Raw genomic sequence first — 14005 nt, forward strand, 5'->3', positions numbered from 1 at the left:
GATGAGCGCCGAGACGGAAGCCGAGCATGTTCCCGACTAAGGGGAATCTCCTCATAGCCGGAACTCTTTGGATGATCGCTGTTTTCCAGGTCCTTAAGGCCTCGGGAGCTTCTCCGATCATCCTGGGGACTGTGGCTGTAGTGGTCACAGCTCTAGCCGTGGTCGCAGCTTTGGCATTTTTTAAGCAGTGAAATGAAGGAAGGGAAAAATGGCTAGGGTGCAACTGGCCATAGCCGTAGGCGTGGCCGGGGCGAGTGGGTACGTGCTGGGCGCGTACCTGGCTCCGGTGTCGGCGTGGGGACATGTAGGGGCGGGCGGGCTGCTCACCCTGACCCTGTGGGCGGAGGTAGCCGCCACGCGATTGGTAGGGGATGTATGAGGCGCCTCTTTCGGGCACTACAGGGAGACCGCCCACTGGCGAGGGCAGAAGCCAGCCCAGAATGCGCGCCTCTGGAGATTTCTCCCTTTGGGGGGGATCATGGTGGGACGGATGACAGTAAGCGCCCGCGTGGGGCGGGCGAGGGGAGGTGGGACGACTAAAGCCGTGCAGGCAGGGCTAGCCACCCGATCTATGCCTGCCCGGTGGCGAGGGACGCCACCAATCTTCGCTAGCCAGGGATCATGACATGGAGCAATATCAGCACGTCCTACCACCCCATTTGCAATCCGCGCTGGAGCGTGTCCAGGTCGTATTGGACGCGTTTTTCCAGGCGGCCGGGATCGATCCTGATCCCCCGTCGAATGCGCTCCCTGGGGAGGCCCCCGAGGAGGCATACGAGGAGGTTCTAGCCGGTCTCCTTGCGGCAATCGAGTTTCACGGAATGCATGCACCGACCCTTACGGGGCGGGCGCTCGAAAGGGCGCACTCACTACTAGAGGTAGCTCACAGAAGCTAGCAGCCTCCAAAGCCCACGGGGATAAACCCCGTGGGCTTTTTGGTGGACGCGCACAAGAAAGGACAAGGGCTCATGACCACGACAGTAGCCACCTGGGTGCTTTTTACCCTCCTCATCCTCGTGATGGTCGTCGGCATCATCGCCGCCGTACTGGCGGAGTCGGCTCTCGACTACGCCTATCGGAGCGGCCTCGCTGAGGGCGCCATGATGAGGCGTCCCCAGCAGCAGCAGCCGGCCGCCCAGGCGGGGCTATCATCGGTGCCGACCAGGACGACAGGGAGGAGGGAGTATGGACAAGGAACGGATCACGATCCCGCAGCTAGCCACGCTGACCGGAGTGGACCGCAAGACCGCGCGATCGTGGACAAGGAAGCCCGATTTTCCTCGGGGGGCTCGCATCGGAGGATCGGACCAGCGCCCGCGGATGGACTGGCCCCTAGCCGCCGTACTGGATTGGCTCCTGGAAAAAGGGTTGCCTAATCGGGCCATGGCGGAGGCCATGCGCACCACATGGCGCTCCCGTAGGGGGGAGCCGATTGACGACGATTTCCTGATGGCTGTCTAGTCGTCTAGCCGCCACACTGGCGATAGCCGCGCCGTGAGGGGCTAGATAGCCATCAATCAAATACGAATTCTAAACGGGCAGCCTTCGGGCTGCCCGTTTGCTTATGGCACAGAGGAGGATCAGATGGGTAAGAGGATCATCGAGATCGATTACGACGATCTCACCGGGGAAGAAAATATTCCGGTCACAACAACGACGCTGGCGATCGATGGATTCGCCTACGAGCTGGACCTTGGCGAAGACTCGGAGAGGCTGCTCCATGAGGGCCTGGCGCCCTTCCTGCGGGCCGCTAGGCGACCGCCGCTCAGTATCGTCAAGGCGGGGCTCCGCGCTGGTGATCCCCCGTGGCTCACCGCCGTCCATGCGCCGACGCAGGCGCCCGGGGGTGACGAAGGCGAGGCTCCCGAAAGCCTCGACGCCGTCGAGTGGGCGCAATGGGCGCCCGACCGGCGCGACGACCCTCGGGAGGCACGGCGCAAGGTGCGCGAGTGGTGCAAGGCGAAAGGCTGGCATCTCAACTCCCGGGCACCCATTGCCAAGGAATATCGGGAGGCGTATCAGACCTTCTACGCTGACCGCTCGAACTGGGCACCGATCCCTGCGGGAACCGACCTCGACACTGCCCCCGCCCGCGCCCTCGGTGCGGCGGAGACCGCCAGGAGGGCAAGCTGACTCAAGGCCCCAGCCGTATGGCTGGGGCCTTTTTGCGTTTCAGGGACTTTCTTCCGAGGGGCGATCAGGCCCGTAGGGGTTGGAGCCTCCCAGTGCCCTCTGGAGCTTGATGAGCGCGATCCTGAGCCGCCCATGGATCTGGTCCTCCGTGGTGCCTAGAGCCCGCTCTATGCGCTCCCTGGCCCCTCGGGGGATGGCGAGGTTCTGAGTCATCGCCGCCAGCTCCGTCACGCTCTTGTCGCCGAAGTCTTGATATCGGAGCTTAAGCCTGTGTCGGTACTTCCTGGGGATGCGGGAAAGGCCTCGTTCCACATCCATGAGGGACACCAGCCACGTGCCAGCAGTGGCCGGATTGCCTCTCGTCTGCCTGCCCAGGTCGGACCCTTGAGAGTCTCGCTCGGTGATGCCGTCCCGAAAGAAGTGCTCCACTAGGAGCTTGAGCACCGCAGTCGAGTAGAAAGCCTCGTCGGAGGGGCTGTAGCCCACTCTCGCCGCCGTTTCCCTGCGACAGTACCTTTCCCCCGCCCTGCGGCAGATGAGCCGCATACGGGCCGATGCGTGGCGCTCGTCGCGGCTCTCGACGTAGTCCCCCGAGCAGTACTCTCGCCACTCCTCCAGGACGGCATCATTGTCCAGGACGTACATGCATATCTCCTGGGTGATGTCGTCTCGATCCACGAGAGAATAGCGTCGGGCTAGCTCCGCGGAGATGATGCCGGCATATGGATACAGGTCCTCTATAAACGAAGAAGAGGCCTCCCAGGAGGCCTCTTCCATAGCTTCCACAGTCATGCTGTGGATTTACCCGTCAAGCACTCTCGGCAATCGAGCTGTCAAGCCTTTTCAGCAAAGAAAGATACTTTATCGTGAGCATTGCTACATAGTTGTAGACGTCGGCAATCTCTTCGATAAGCCCTTCGCCGAGTTCCGCGGCTCGCATGGTCTCAAACTTCTGGAGCATCGCCATGCCGTACTGCTCGTGGCCTACCGTGAGAATGCGCGCCTGGGCGATCTCTGCCAGGGAATCCACGAAGTCCTGCAACTCCAGGGAGCTGACACCCTTGCCGTGCTTGAGGACGGCAGGGTGATGGAGAAGTACATAGAACTCCCCCGGAGTCCCGGGGATCGACTCCTGTACGGCGCCGTCCGCACCGATCGTTCTCATACCGTCGTCCGATACTGATCGGTGACCTCGCGCCAGGTGACCTCGCCGACCCACACACGCCCGTCCTCCTTGAGGCCTAGCTGAGTGAGAGCACTGCGAATGCCTCCTGACTTGTGGTAGATCCTGACACCCTCCCGGTCGTCAGTAGCCCAGGAGACGGCGTAGATCTCCCGAAGCAGGCCGGACGGCAGGATGTCCCTGCCGATGTGCTCCACGATCTCCTCCGACGTCCACGCCCTAGGTGCCTCTGGGTCGCCCCCGAAGGGGGATTGACACCCCCCGGGAAGAAACGCGGGATCGACATCCCCCAGGGAGATCACGTCGGCCAACGGCTCACTCCTCTTCTTCTTCCGCCTGAAGAGAATCCACTTCATCCTTGCTCACCTTTTTCCACTCTCCGCGGATGACTTCCACCCCTGCGGCGTACCCTTGGGCTTCCATCAGATCCAGGGCACGACTGGCCCAAAGAGCCGAGGTATATACGCGGTTTTTGATGCCATTGCCAGATATTCGATACACGCTGCTCATGCCGCCTCCAGTCCCACTAGGGATCGCAGGTAATCCCGTCCGCGGGCTATGAAGATGTCATTTACGTCCGTCTTTTTGCCTTCAGTCAGAGAGGGCAACTCGACGATGGTCGCCTGGGGTAGGTCGGCCCTAATCTCCTCTGCCATCTTGCGCCCCACATTCGCCTTCAGGTGGGCGTCGTCATCCGGGATGACATAGATGGTGCGGAAATCTTTGAGGAGCCGTCGCCAATGGCGATGCCCCTTCCAGGCGCTTGCCCCGGGCATGGGGATTGCCGGGATCCCGCATTCACCAGACAGAATGTAAGCGTCTAGCTCGCCCTCGCAGACGACGATGAATCCCAGATCGGTGTCTAGGTCCGCCACGTTGCCTAGGGCCTGCGGATCGTACGTCAGGTACTTAGGGTGGCCATCGTGCTTCTCGACCTCCCCAGAGACGCATTCCGGCTTGATGCACCGAAATTTGAAACCGGTCACGCCGACGCCTTTAAGCGTCGGCATGGAGAGCCAGCCGGCAACTGTCCTATGGCTAGGAGAAGGGCTTTCGACGAGGCCTAGCCGGAAACGATCTATTGTCGGCAGGCTTAGGCCGCGCCCATGCAGGTAGGAGAGAGCCTCCGGATTCACGCTCAGCGCTATCTCGTAGTCGCGGCAAGTCTCCTCCAGTGAGCTGAGCTGCTCTTTGTCTAGCCTCCTCACGGCTGCACCCCTCCATGCGCTCTATGAAATCAAGGAGACCCCCGCCCTGCTTTTCGGCAGGGCAGGAGTAGCAGAACCAAACCCCCTTATCGAGGTCTAGTCGAAACGATCCGCGGCGGTCGGAGTGGTCCGGGAAAGGACACTGGATGGTCTGATCCCCGGACCTCTCCCCATACCTAACGCCGTAGTGATCCAGCAGCATGCGAAAGGTCATTACTCGCCTGTCCCACGCTCTTACGGGCCTCCCGGCAGACCATGAGGAGCCCTTCGGCCACGTCCCTAAGGTGGTCCCGGGCTCTGGTGTCGTTGTCGTCCCGGCCCTGCCGCCGGAAAGCTGCGACGTCATCCCCGAGCTGGGCGGAGACTGCCTCCAGAGAGGCGGTCAAGCCGGTCACGATGGTCCGCAAATCACCCAGGTTGATCTGGGCGTTGCGGACGGACCTCAAAGCCTGGTCCCTCTCCTCTCGTGGGCGATTGGGCGCGTAAAGCGCGTCCATCTCCTGGCTGGTCACCGGTCGCGCGCTGCCCTCGTTGTCAAGAAGGACATAGTCCCCCAGACGTACGTCGGCCCACTGGTGGGTGTGAGAATTCCATACCCTGGGAAGTCCCCGAGATACTGAGAGCCAATTGGAGATCCCGACGAATTCCTTCATTGCCTCGTCGTCGCCTCCCAGGTATTGGCGGGCCTTCGCCTTCAGGGGGCGGGGATACACATCAATGACAGTCACAGGTCTCTCCCGTATTCTCTGGGTTCGGTGATCTCGTCGAGGAGATCGCGCACCCTGCACAGGGTGCGCCAATCATCCCCATTGCTGGTCTGCAGTGTCGCCAGAAGATTAAGAATTTTCGTGCGGTTCCGTTCGACACTTCTAGCGAGAGCGAGGAAGCGCCGGAGCGCTTCCTGCTCGGTGGCTGTCTTCGCTGTCATGCCCAGAATGGCGTCTTCGGCGTGGTCCAGTAGCCCTCACGAGGCTTCGCCGAGTTACGTCCCTCCTTGAGCTTGACGTGCACGCCCGCGGCAGCGAGTGCACTTTCTAGGAGGTCCAGGGGGGCATACTGGTCTGATGCCGTATAGATCAGTGACATGTCCTCACGATCGATATCAGCGTGCCCAAGCCTCTCCTTTTCGAGTCGAATGACTTCCGCCATGGAGGCGAGATCCTCCGACGCGACCCGGGGGAGGTATTCATATATGCTGAAGCTTTTTCCGTCCGCGTCCTCCTTGCCGGAGTAATGATCCTCCAGCGCTTGCGGATGCTTTTCTGCCAGGTAGACGCCAAGCGCGCAATACTTGACCTCCTCGCCCTTGTCGTTCCGGATGTCTACGCCGCCCAGAAGGTAGGTCTTCACGCGACTGTCGCCTTTTCCTTCGCCTCTGCATCCGTGATCGCCCTCTGGAAAAGGGCGATCACGTCGTCTCGGGTCGTCTGACCATGGTCGTTGAACTCGTAAAGCTCGTCGATGCCCCAGGCGCCCGACAGCTCCATTTCCCTCGCCATCTCTTCGGCGTGCCGGTCCATGAAGCGAATAGCCTTCGAAACCCCCTCCCCGTCCGGAGTGTGCTCGTGCCCGTGCTCGTCTGTACGGGCGAGTTCGGAGAAAGCGCCCCACCGAATAGCGCCTTCGGCGCAGTAGGTGTAAGTGCCGTCTGCCTCGCGTAGGCGGGTGTGGTACTTTCCCCACTGGTTCTCTTGAAGGAAAGAAAGGGCCTTCTTGAGGCGGTCGGAGATCGTCATCGCTTCTCTTTCTTGATCCGGTTCTCTTCTTGTGTGGCGGAAAGGACGAATTGAAGCTCTGGGTCTTGAAGGATGTACTCGATATCGCGGGCGCCCATGGAGATCAGGCCACCAGGGGCCACTGGGTTAATCGCCCTGGCCCCGATGAATTTCCACCGGCCCGTCAGGGGGACGTAATCCCAGTGTGCGAAAAACGGCTGAGCTGACGGCCTCTGAAATCGCGATACCAAGCTCGTGTGATTCATCCATTCCAGGTCCAGGCCTAGATGGATCAGCTTTCGAATCCTCGGGGGAATCTCTTCCTCCCAGGGGAGCATAGCCAGCCTCCCTAATGAGATCTCTCATGTGTCGGAGCGGCATAAAAGCCAGCCACTCCCCGATCTGACCGGCTCCTTGGCCGGTCATTCTGACGATTACCAAGGGCTTTTCCCCTGCAGGGGTATTGCGGCTCGCTTGCCGCACATACTCCAGGGGCCTGAAGCCCCTCCGGGCCTTGATCTCGATCCCGAATCCGGGAGTGCCGATCAGGTCGGCGCCCGGGGCGCTTGCCTCTGGAGGAAAACAGTCCGGCCAAATGTTGTGGAGATACTCCGCGGCGAGGTCTTCAGTTTCCCGGCCTCTGATCACACGCGCGTCGGTCACATGGATCCGTGCGCTTCCCGGGACTCGATCCCGGCCGGAGAGATGGACTGTGCGGCAGCTGCAGGGGCAGCGCCATCTGTCACAGGAGAAGTGCTTTTCGAGGGCGCAAGCACTGCAGGGCCTTCCCTGTGCTGACAGTCGCACCACGTCCCCTCTAGGCATATGGGGTGAAGGTCTTTGGAGCACGGCTTGCAGATCATGTGTCACTCCTTCCATAAGGCTCTGACGACGAAATAGGCGATGCAGAAGCAGATGACCAGCAGCCAGAAGCGGTCATTAGTCATGAGCATCCGATCTCACGCCCAGTCATGGAACTGGGCGGGGAGAACTGGCGTCGGCGGGGGGTCAGAGAGGGACAGGGCGCCACTCAGGGACAGGGTGAGGAACTGCTGCGCCGTGGGATCCTCGGGACCGTTGCGGTTTTTGACCGCCGTTACCCGAAACTCGTCGTCCGTCTTCGTGACGGACAGAATCAGGCTGGCTCCCTCGACGATCTGCCCTTTGATGGAATTCAGCGGACCAGGCCGGTCGAGCTTCAAGCCGGGGAGGTTCGTGTGGTGGAGCAGGTGGACGGCGCTTCCTAGCTCGTCAGCGAACCACTCCAGGAGATGGCTGATTTCCCTCAGTCCGGACCATTCATCCTTTGCCGTGGGAGGGACGAGGTTAATTGCGTTGTCCACCACGATTAGCTCCGGAGGGATCCCCCAGCGCTCCTCAAAGGCCAAGAGAATGTCTTCCAGGCAATCCTGGTCAGGCCGCTTCTCAAAGGCCATATAGAGATGGTCAGCCCCCTTTAGGGCTGCCCGGTACTTCTCTCGCCCCTGTGCAGTTTTGATGATCTCCTTGACACTGCCGGCCGAATCCCCGGTGAGGATTGCCGCCGCGCGGGCGGCAAATTGGAATCGACTCATATCACAGGAGAGATAGAGACTGGGGACCTTGCACTTGAGCGCGTGATCCAGCGCGAGGATGCTTTTCCCGCCTCCAGGCCGCCCTGCTGTCATATGCAGGGCGGACCTGTAGAAGCGAATATCGTGCTTCTCAAATGTGCTGTAGACGCCAGGGAGGGCATCTCCGGCCGAAAGATCCCCATCGATGACCCGATGGAGGGAGAGCATTAGCCCTTAGGCTCGTTGCACCAAACGCCCTTGTGCGCGGTGTCCTGGGGGCAGTCATGGATCCAGTACTTGCCATCCTTAATGGACTTGCGGGGCCTGCTGGACAGGCCACACACACCGCACACCGGCGCCTTCTTGCACCGATCACAATAGGGCTGGGCTGCCGCCGCGGTCGGCGTCGGGTGGCTGGGCGGGGGAGCGCCATATTCGGCGATCACTGTGCTTCCAGGCATCATCTCCTGAATGAGAGCCACTCCATCCGTCGCCCGGGGCACTCCGCGAACGGCCTCGTGTACCCGGGTGAAGATCTCGGCGTTCTCCGATGCCCAGTCAGCCAGCATTTCGAAATCCTGGTGATCGTCCGCACGGATATTAAGGAGTGTGTCAGAGTCCTTGAGCTTCAGGGAAAGCTGGATTCCGAAGTCCGTCATGTGTTACTGTCTTTCTGTTGAAACCCGAAGGGGTGGATCCAGGGCGCTAGTCGGCTTTGCGAGTGGGCTAGCGCCCCTATCTATTTCTAGATCAATCGCTTAGGGCGATTGGTTCTGTGGGCGGTCCCATTCCCAGGCGCCGAGGCGGAAAATGACGGTTGTGCTGCAGTAGCGGCACTTCCTGCGCTCTCCTTCGAGGCCCTCGGGGAAAGGTCCCTCATGGGGGAGGCCGTGCTGTCCGCCGTTCAAGCTGCCGATGCAGCACCGCATCAGGCCCCCAGGCCGGATGGCGGTCATGCCGTCTCCTTTCGGTAGAACGGGTGGGAGCTGTCGTAGAGCCATGCCTGCGGGCCTTTGGCCCAGACGCAGGCAGAGCGGACGTCACACCATGAGCAGTGGCGACCAGGGCGCGCGGGGTAGCGGCCCGTGGAGATCAGTGCCCAGTAGTCCGCGACTCGTCCGGAGATCACCGACGTAGGCAGGTGCCCCAGGGGCATCAACTCAGCGCCATCCTTGAAGATGGGTGTGAGGCGCCCCTTGCGCCCGGAGTAGATCGCCCCCAGCGCGGGCCGGTACTCAGGCCCGTATCGGGTCTCCACCATGGCCGCGTAAGTCGCCAGCTGCACCAGGTCCTCGGGCATCATGCTCCCGAATTTCAGGTCCAGCACGACCAGGGCGCCACCACGGGTGGCGTCTGTCATGACGACGTCCACATAACCCACAAGTGGTGGGCAGGACTCACAGCCGGGCAGCTGTACCCGGAGCGCTAGCTCCCGGGCTGGCTCACCATCTGGGGTAACCCACGGCGTGAGATGAGGGTGGGACGTACGCCAAGCGGCGTATGCCTTCCCGAAGAGGGGGAGGTGATGCTCCCACCAGGAAAGATCCTCTTTATTCGGCCAGGCTTTTGATTCCCTGCCGGAAACTCTCCATTGCTCCACAGGTACGCCTGTGGAGTTTTGCGTGTCGGCAACTTCACCCCCAAGAATCATCTCTGCATGCCCAGTCCAGTCTTCATCTGACCAGTCCGGACAATCTTGGCGATCCCACTCCTCTGTAAGGGAGTGGGCTGCCTTTCCCCCAACGCCAGCCATTGACGGCTGGCTTTCGACCTTGGCCACCTTCTGAAGCTCAAACTTCTTCGGGCAGGCCATTTTTTCGATGGTGCTATATGAGAGGTGGTCCAGAACGGGACCTCTCGGCGTGAGCGGCATGTCATTCCTAGGCCATTAAGTGATGACCTAAATATCCCCGGAGGGGGTTCGCGACAAACCGCGTAAAGCATTCTCATCCATGATTTGTTCACCCGGAGAGGTCCCGTCAGGACCCAGGGCTGGGCGGTCTCTCCGGGTGAACGATTGAAAGGCTATGCCGGGAGCGCGAGGGGTGTCCACTTGACAAGGCCTCGTTTTGGCGGGTCCCCGTGAGTGGCCATTGGGAAGCGGAGAGTAACCGCCATGAAGTAGGGGGTTGGGTCGGGGAAGGAAATTAGGTGATGGAAGACAAAATAAGGCCACATCCCTAAAAAGGATGTGGCCTATATATTCAATGGTTCTTTATTCCCATTCCATGAATCATTATTCCAGAGCCCTTTGAGGGGCTCTGGAAGGATTCCATGGATAGAAGTTAGATAGAAGGATCTCCAAGATCGCAAGACCCTAAACATCACGGCTTGGTAACGATGCTTGGGGGATGGGGTCCGCTAGCCGTCAAGGCGCTGACCTGCCGTTCCCCGGCCCGGGTTGACATCTCCCTCCCGGACCATGATAATCCGCACCACACGTCAACCTGTCTCAGTAGGTCATGAACGTCCCGAGCGAGATCGCCCCCAACGCCCACCACCGGCGGTCAGTCGTCACGTCAACTCCTATACGGCGTACTTATACGTTGTACATGTACATCGCATAGTTGAGCTTGTACGGCGTATAGTTGTCAACCGTGATGGGAAAACTGACCCGGGACGCCGTCATCGACCAGGCGCTGCGCATCGGTGACGCCGAAGGGCTCCAGGCGGTCACGATCAGGCGGCTCGCCCAGGACCTGGGTGTCACTCCCATGGCCCTGTACTGGCATTTCAAGAACAAGGAGCAGCTGACCGTCGGCATGGGCGACCACCTGATGCGCGGCTTCGCGACCCAGGAGGACGCCACGGGGCCGTGGAACGAGCGGCTGCGCGGCCTCGTCGCGGACCTGGTCGGCGTCCTGCGACGGCACACGTGCGCCGCCTCCGTGCTGGAGGAGGTGGACCAGATGGAGGTGCCGAGCTTCCTGCGGGTGTGGGACACCGCGCTCGGCCTGATCAACCAGGCCGGGTTCACCTACGAGGAGAGCTGCTTGGTCGCCAGATACCTCCTGAAGGGCGCGATCGCCCTCGCCGGAGGGGAGGCGCGCGACCGGCGCCGTCCGTCGGACCACGAGGCGGCCGAGACCAAGCGGATCAAACGGCTCAATCTGCAGTCGCTGCCCCGCGCGTCCTACCCGCACCTCGTGGAGATGGCCACCCCGCTCGTCGACGGCTGCTCGGCCGAGGTCTACGACACCTTCGGGGTCGACCTGCTGATCGGTGGCGTCGAGGTCATGGCGGCCCGCCGTGCGGCACGCCCGTTGTGAGATGCCTCCGCACCCCTGACCTGGCGTTCGGTACGGCGAAGCGGGAGTGATGCGAAAACGTGATGATTAGCATGACAACGAATGGAACGGTCTAAGCGTGTCCTAAATGACCCCTTCCAACACACCAGTAACTGGTGTAGCAGAGAGGAAGCCCTGTGGCTTTCAAGGTGCCGGGCGCCCGCACGCTTAGTGTCGTGGCCGTCGGAGTGCTGGCCGGAACCATGCTCACCGTGGGCGGCAGCGCCGTCGCAGCGACGGCCGGTTCCGAGATTCACGCCTGTGTGAACAAGAAGACGCGTTACGCGCGCATCGTGAACCCGTCCGCCGTGTGCAGGCCCACCGAGATCCGAGTGACCTGGGGTGACGGCAACAACGTCAGCCAGGGCATCGCCAGCTCCGGCCCTCGTGGCGCGCAGGGCGCCCCGGGCAAGGACGGCGCCCAGGGCCCGGCCGGTCCGCAGGGCCCCAAGGGCGAGCAGGGCAAGCAGGGCCCGGCGGGTCCGCAGGGCCCCAAGGGCGCTGAGGGTCCGCAGGGTGCTCCCGGCAAGGATGGCAAGGACGGCGCGGACGGCAAGCCGGGCGAGGACGGCAAGCCCGGTGCCCAGGGCCCCAAGGGAGACCAGGGTCCGGCAGGCCCTCAGGGCAAGCAGGGTCCGCAGGGCCCGGCCGGTGAGGACGGCAGGCCCGGTGCCAAGGGTGAGAAGGGCGACCAGGGTCCTCAGGGCCCCGCGGGCCCGCAGGGTCCCCAGGGCCAGAAGGGCGAGAAGGGTGAGCCCGGTTCCGGCGGCGCCGGCACCCTGAACACCTACACCGCCCAGTTCAGCTTCGGCGGTGGCGGCTATGGCAGCAACTCCAAGACCGTGACCTGCGACTCGGGCAAGGCCACCGGCGGCGGCTACAGCCTCGGGAGCGGAAGCGGCTCGGCCCAGATCTACGCGAGCGCTCCCAACGCCGGCAGCGGCGCCCCGACCGGCTGGACCGTGTCCGGCAAGAACGCCAGCGGCACCATCTATGTGATCTGCCTCTCCTGATCCAGGAGAGCTCGACGGGAAGGGCTCCGCGTAGCGGATGCGGAAAGCCCTTCCTCGGCCCCCGCCGTACGAATGGCAGGGCCAGGTGGGTCGCGTGAGGACGGAGTCGGGACACCCGGCCTCACGCGACTCACGGACAGAAGGGGCGCGACCCGCGCCCCACGCAGGACCAGGAAGGCTCCTCCCCGGCCGCACTCCGGGAGGGGCCTTTCTCGTTCCCGCCTCGGACGGCTCCCGCCTTGGACGGCTCCCACGCCTGGAACCTCCCATGCCTGGAAAGCCTCCACGCTCAGAAACCTCCACGCCTGGACCTTCACGCCGGAAAGCCCCGCGCCTGGAAAGCCCCGTGTCCGGAAACGCTCCGCGCTCGGCAGGCCTCGGCTCCCGGAAGGTCCCACGCTCGCGAGTGCCCCCGTGCCTCGCGTGTCATCGGTCGCGGTCGCGGGGGCCGCTCCGCCCGGCCATCCGCCAGATGATCACCATGCCCACCGCGAGGACGACCAGGGCGACGGCCACGATGATCCCCTTGACGATGAAGTCGTGTAGCAGGTGGTCGAGCAGTTCCGAGCCCCCGTCTCCGCTCACCGCTCGTCCCTCCCGTACCGTTCGTCCCCGAGGCGCCGACTGTCCTCGGAGGGTCGGTCATCCCGAAGGCGTTGGTCGTCCTCGAAGGACCGGTCGTTCCTGGGGCGTTGCCCGTCATCCAGGTACCGGGCCGCGAACCGGACCGCCTCACCGGCGAGCCGTCCACGGGAGCCTCCCCGCCCGGGCCGTGCGGTGGCACGGGTTTCGAGGTAGCCGGCGGCGGCCTCGGCGTATCGGCGGACCTGGGCACCCCTGCCCCGGCGCTTGAGTGTGACGGCGACGCCGAACGCGATCAGGGCGACCACCACGAGCCCTCCCACGATCAGGCCGAATCTGACGAGCATCAGGGTCAGCACCGTTTGCACGGCTCCTCCTTCGATTTATCACAGGTGTGATAAATCGAAGGTATCACAGGTGTGATAAAAAGAGGTGTGCCCAAGCAGGTCGATCCGGTCGCCCGTCGCGCCGACGTCGTGGACGCGCTGTTCAGAGTCGTCTTCAGGGACGGCCTGCAGGCGGCCTCCCTGCGCGCGGTCGCGGACGAGGCCGGGCTGAACATCGGCTCCCTGCGGCACTACTTCGCCAACCAGCAGGAGCTGATGGGCTTCGCCATGCGGTCCATGCTCGACCGGGTCGAGGGACGGCTGCTGCGCCGCATCGACGAGGTGGGGGACCTGGAGGCTCTCACCGGAGAGCAGCGGCGCCGGCTCTCCCTGAACCTGTTCGCCGAACTGCTGCCCCTCGACGAGGCCCGCCGCGCCGAGGCCGCGGTCTTCGTCGACTTCGTCACCGCGGCCAGGACCCACCCCGCGATCGACGCCGATCTCGCCCGTGAGGCCGCGGCGGGGATGCGGGCCCTCGTCCGGCGCGTTCTCCGGCGCGCGATCGACACCGGGACCCTGCGGCCCGGCCTGGACCTCGACATTGAGATCGAGCGGCTGAGCTCCCTGCTCGACGGCCTCAGCCTGAACACCGTCCTGTATCCCGACCTGCTCTCGCCCGAGCTCTGCCTCGACGTTCTGCGGGCACACCTGGACAGCCTCGCCTGACGGTGGCCGGTAGGGGAGTCGATTGTCTCTCCCCGGACACGAGGAGCGAGGTTACAGTCACGGTGAGTACGTCATGCCGGGAGCCCCGCGAGAAGGGAAACCTCCATGGGAAAACACGAGGGCAAGCCCGTCGAGGAGAAGGACTTCGTACCGTCGCTGACCAGGCAGCAGGCAGAGACCCGGACCAGACCGGGCAGGCACGAGAGGCCGGAGCCGGAGCAGGAGCGGTGACCGGCACGGCGGGTCCCCGGCCACGGGGGCGCGGGGGACCGTGAGAAA

Annotated in this window: 20 protein-coding genes and 1 pseudogene; 5 read left to right on the plus strand and 16 right to left on the minus strand. The window is 63.1% G+C overall.

The window, feature by feature from the left end; genetic code table 11:
• The first annotated feature begins 1584 nt into the window (after window positions 1-1584).
• Window positions 1585-2133 carry a histone-like nucleoid-structuring protein Lsr2 gene (locus tag ABZ470_RS23790; protein ID WP_362913905.1) on the plus strand — a complete coding sequence of 183 codons (549 nt, stop codon included), beginning with the start codon at window positions 1585-1587 and terminating at the stop codon, window positions 2131-2133.
• Window positions 2134-2172: 39 nt separating this feature from the next.
• Here the strand turns inward: ABZ470_RS23790 and ABZ470_RS23795 are convergent, their stop codons facing one another.
• The 14 genes and pseudogenes from ABZ470_RS23795 to ABZ470_RS23860 all read right to left on the minus strand — a co-directional run bounded on the left by ABZ470_RS23795 (window position 2173) and on the right by ABZ470_RS23860 (window position 9665).
• Window positions 2173-2910, minus strand: coding sequence for a hypothetical protein (locus ABZ470_RS23795; RefSeq protein ID WP_362913907.1), 738 nt, complete (start codon window positions 2908-2910; stop codon window positions 2173-2175).
• 31 nt (window positions 2911-2941) lie between these two features.
• On the minus strand, window positions 2942-3298 hold the full coding sequence (locus ABZ470_RS23800) for a hypothetical protein (RefSeq protein WP_362913909.1): 357 nt from the start codon (window positions 3296-3298) through the stop codon (window positions 2942-2944).
• Window positions 3295-3672, minus strand: coding sequence for a hypothetical protein (locus ABZ470_RS23805; protein WP_362913911.1), 378 nt, complete (start codon window positions 3670-3672; stop codon window positions 3295-3297). The genes ABZ470_RS23800 and ABZ470_RS23805 overlap by 4 nt, the downstream gene beginning before the upstream one ends.
• Entirely contained in the window at window positions 3632-3826 is a 195-nt protein-coding gene (locus ABZ470_RS23810; RefSeq protein ID WP_362913913.1) for a hypothetical protein, read from the minus strand. The genes ABZ470_RS23805 and ABZ470_RS23810 overlap by 41 nt, the downstream gene beginning before the upstream one ends.
• Window positions 3823-4524 carry a hypothetical protein gene (locus ABZ470_RS23815; RefSeq protein WP_362913973.1) on the minus strand — a complete coding sequence of 234 codons (702 nt, stop codon included), beginning with the start codon at window positions 4522-4524 and terminating at the stop codon, window positions 3823-3825. Before ABZ470_RS23815 ends, ABZ470_RS23810 begins: the two co-directional genes overlap by 4 nt.
• Before the next feature lie 13 nt (window positions 4525-4537).
• Window positions 4538-4738, minus strand: a pseudogene (locus tag ABZ470_RS23820) (CHC2 zinc finger domain-containing protein); the annotation flags it as partial.
• On the minus strand, window positions 4701-5252 hold the full coding sequence (locus ABZ470_RS23825; protein WP_362913975.1) for a hypothetical protein: 552 nt from the start codon (window positions 5250-5252) through the stop codon (window positions 4701-4703). The gene ABZ470_RS23825 and the pseudogene ABZ470_RS23820, both read right to left, overlap by 38 nt.
• Window positions 5249-5452 carry a hypothetical protein gene (locus ABZ470_RS23830; RefSeq protein WP_362913915.1) on the minus strand — a complete coding sequence of 68 codons (204 nt, stop codon included), beginning with the start codon at window positions 5450-5452 and terminating at the stop codon, window positions 5249-5251. Before ABZ470_RS23830 ends, ABZ470_RS23825 begins: the two co-directional genes overlap by 4 nt.
• The gene (locus tag ABZ470_RS23835) at window positions 5449-5874 is read right to left on the minus strand and encodes a hypothetical protein (RefSeq protein ID WP_362913917.1); all 426 of its coding nucleotides are present in this window, start codon (window positions 5872-5874) and stop codon (window positions 5449-5451) included. The genes ABZ470_RS23830 and ABZ470_RS23835 overlap by 4 nt, the downstream gene beginning before the upstream one ends.
• Window positions 5871-6260: a hypothetical protein gene (locus ABZ470_RS23840; RefSeq protein WP_362913919.1), complete on the minus strand. Its 390-nt coding sequence runs from the start codon at window positions 6258-6260 to the stop codon at window positions 5871-5873. The genes ABZ470_RS23835 and ABZ470_RS23840 overlap by 4 nt, the downstream gene beginning before the upstream one ends.
• Window positions 6257-6577, minus strand: coding sequence for a hypothetical protein (locus ABZ470_RS23845; RefSeq protein ID WP_362913921.1), 321 nt, complete (start codon window positions 6575-6577; stop codon window positions 6257-6259). The genes ABZ470_RS23840 and ABZ470_RS23845 overlap by 4 nt, the downstream gene beginning before the upstream one ends.
• 621 nt (window positions 6578-7198) lie before the next feature.
• On the minus strand, window positions 7199-8020 hold the full coding sequence (locus ABZ470_RS23850; protein WP_362913923.1) for an AAA family ATPase: 822 nt from the start codon (window positions 8018-8020) through the stop codon (window positions 7199-7201).
• Complete coding sequence (locus ABZ470_RS23855; RefSeq protein ID WP_362913925.1) at window positions 8020-8451, minus strand: hypothetical protein; 432 nt, start codon at window positions 8449-8451, stop codon at window positions 8020-8022. The genes ABZ470_RS23850 and ABZ470_RS23855 overlap by 1 nt, the downstream gene beginning before the upstream one ends.
• Before the next feature lie 293 nt (window positions 8452-8744).
• A complete protein-coding gene (locus ABZ470_RS23860) occupies window positions 8745-9665 on the minus strand; it encodes a PD-(D/E)XK nuclease family protein (RefSeq protein ID WP_362913927.1) in 921 nt (306 codons plus the stop codon).
• 727 nt (window positions 9666-10392) lie between these two features.
• On the opposite strand from ABZ470_RS23860, the gene ABZ470_RS23865 reads away from it, so the two are divergent.
• Together ABZ470_RS23865 and ABZ470_RS23870 are read left to right on the plus strand one after the other, a co-directional pair.
• Window positions 10393-11061: a TetR family transcriptional regulator gene (locus ABZ470_RS23865; RefSeq protein ID WP_362913970.1), complete on the plus strand. Its 669-nt coding sequence runs from the start codon at window positions 10393-10395 to the stop codon at window positions 11059-11061.
• Window positions 11062-11216: 155 nt separating this feature from the next.
• A complete protein-coding gene (locus tag ABZ470_RS23870; protein ID WP_362913929.1) occupies window positions 11217-12092 on the plus strand; it encodes a hypothetical protein in 876 nt (291 codons plus the stop codon).
• A 426-nt stretch (window positions 12093-12518) separates the two neighbouring features.
• Here ABZ470_RS23870 and ABZ470_RS23875 read toward each other — a convergent pair whose 3' ends face one another.
• Window positions 12519-12677 (minus strand): hypothetical protein, encoded by a 159-nt coding sequence (locus ABZ470_RS23875; RefSeq protein WP_352015243.1) that lies wholly within the window; start codon window positions 12675-12677, stop codon window positions 12519-12521.
• Entirely contained in the window at window positions 12674-13042 is a 369-nt protein-coding gene (locus ABZ470_RS23880) for a hypothetical protein (RefSeq protein ID WP_362913931.1), read from the minus strand. The genes ABZ470_RS23875 and ABZ470_RS23880 overlap by 4 nt, the downstream gene beginning before the upstream one ends.
• Window positions 13043-13108: 66 nt before the next feature.
• Here ABZ470_RS23880 and ABZ470_RS23885 point away from each other — a divergent pair, with 66 nt between their 5' ends.
• Window positions 13109-13726: a TetR family transcriptional regulator C-terminal domain-containing protein gene (locus ABZ470_RS23885; RefSeq protein ID WP_362778139.1), complete on the plus strand. Its 618-nt coding sequence runs from the start codon at window positions 13109-13111 to the stop codon at window positions 13724-13726.
• Window positions 13727-13831: 105 nt separating this feature from the next.
• Window positions 13832-13957: a hypothetical protein gene (locus ABZ470_RS23890; RefSeq protein ID WP_352015240.1), complete on the plus strand. Its 126-nt coding sequence runs from the start codon at window positions 13832-13834 to the stop codon at window positions 13955-13957.
• The last annotated feature ends 48 nt before the right edge of the window (window positions 13958-14005 follow it).

Source organism: Streptosporangium sp. NPDC020072, assembly GCF_040631445.1.
Lineage (GTDB): Bacteria > Actinomycetota > Actinomycetes > Streptosporangiales > Streptosporangiaceae > Streptosporangium.

Excerpts from the sequence above, each read along its gene's own strand:
- ABZ470_RS23790 (WP_362913905.1), top strand. The coding sequence starts at position 1,585 with ATGGGTAAGAGGATCATCGAGATCGATTACGACGATCTCACCGGGGAA.
- ABZ470_RS23795 (WP_362913907.1), bottom strand. The coding sequence starts at position 2,910 with ATGGAAGAGGCCTCCTGGGAGGCCTCTTCTTCGTTTATAGAGGACCTG.
- ABZ470_RS23800 (WP_362913909.1), bottom strand. The coding sequence starts at position 3,298 with ATGAGAACGATCGGTGCGGACGGCGCCGTACAGGAGTCGATCCCCGGG.
- ABZ470_RS23805 (WP_362913911.1), bottom strand. The coding sequence starts at position 3,672 with ATGAAGTGGATTCTCTTCAGGCGGAAGAAGAAGAGGAGTGAGCCGTTG.
- ABZ470_RS23810 (WP_362913913.1), bottom strand. The coding sequence starts at position 3,826 with ATGAGCAGCGTGTATCGAATATCTGGCAATGGCATCAAAAACCGCGTA.
- ABZ470_RS23830 (WP_362913915.1), bottom strand. The coding sequence starts at position 5,452 with ATGACAGCGAAGACAGCCACCGAGCAGGAAGCGCTCCGGCGCTTCCTC.
- ABZ470_RS23840 (WP_362913919.1), bottom strand. The coding sequence starts at position 6,260 with ATGACGATCTCCGACCGCCTCAAGAAGGCCCTTTCTTTCCTTCAAGAG.
- ABZ470_RS23845 (WP_362913921.1), bottom strand. The coding sequence starts at position 6,577 with ATGCTCCCCTGGGAGGAAGAGATTCCCCCGAGGATTCGAAAGCTGATC.
- ABZ470_RS23850 (WP_362913923.1), bottom strand. The coding sequence starts at position 8,020 with ATGCTCTCCCTCCATCGGGTCATCGATGGGGATCTTTCGGCCGGAGAT.
- ABZ470_RS23855 (WP_362913925.1), bottom strand. The coding sequence starts at position 8,451 with ATGACGGACTTCGGAATCCAGCTTTCCCTGAAGCTCAAGGACTCTGAC.
- ABZ470_RS23860 (WP_362913927.1), bottom strand. The coding sequence starts at position 9,665 with ATGCCGCTCACGCCGAGAGGTCCCGTTCTGGACCACCTCTCATATAGC.
- ABZ470_RS23865 (WP_362913970.1), top strand. The coding sequence starts at position 10,393 with ATGGGAAAACTGACCCGGGACGCCGTCATCGACCAGGCGCTGCGCATC.
- ABZ470_RS23890 (WP_352015240.1), top strand. The coding sequence starts at position 13,832 with ATGGGAAAACACGAGGGCAAGCCCGTCGAGGAGAAGGACTTCGTACCG.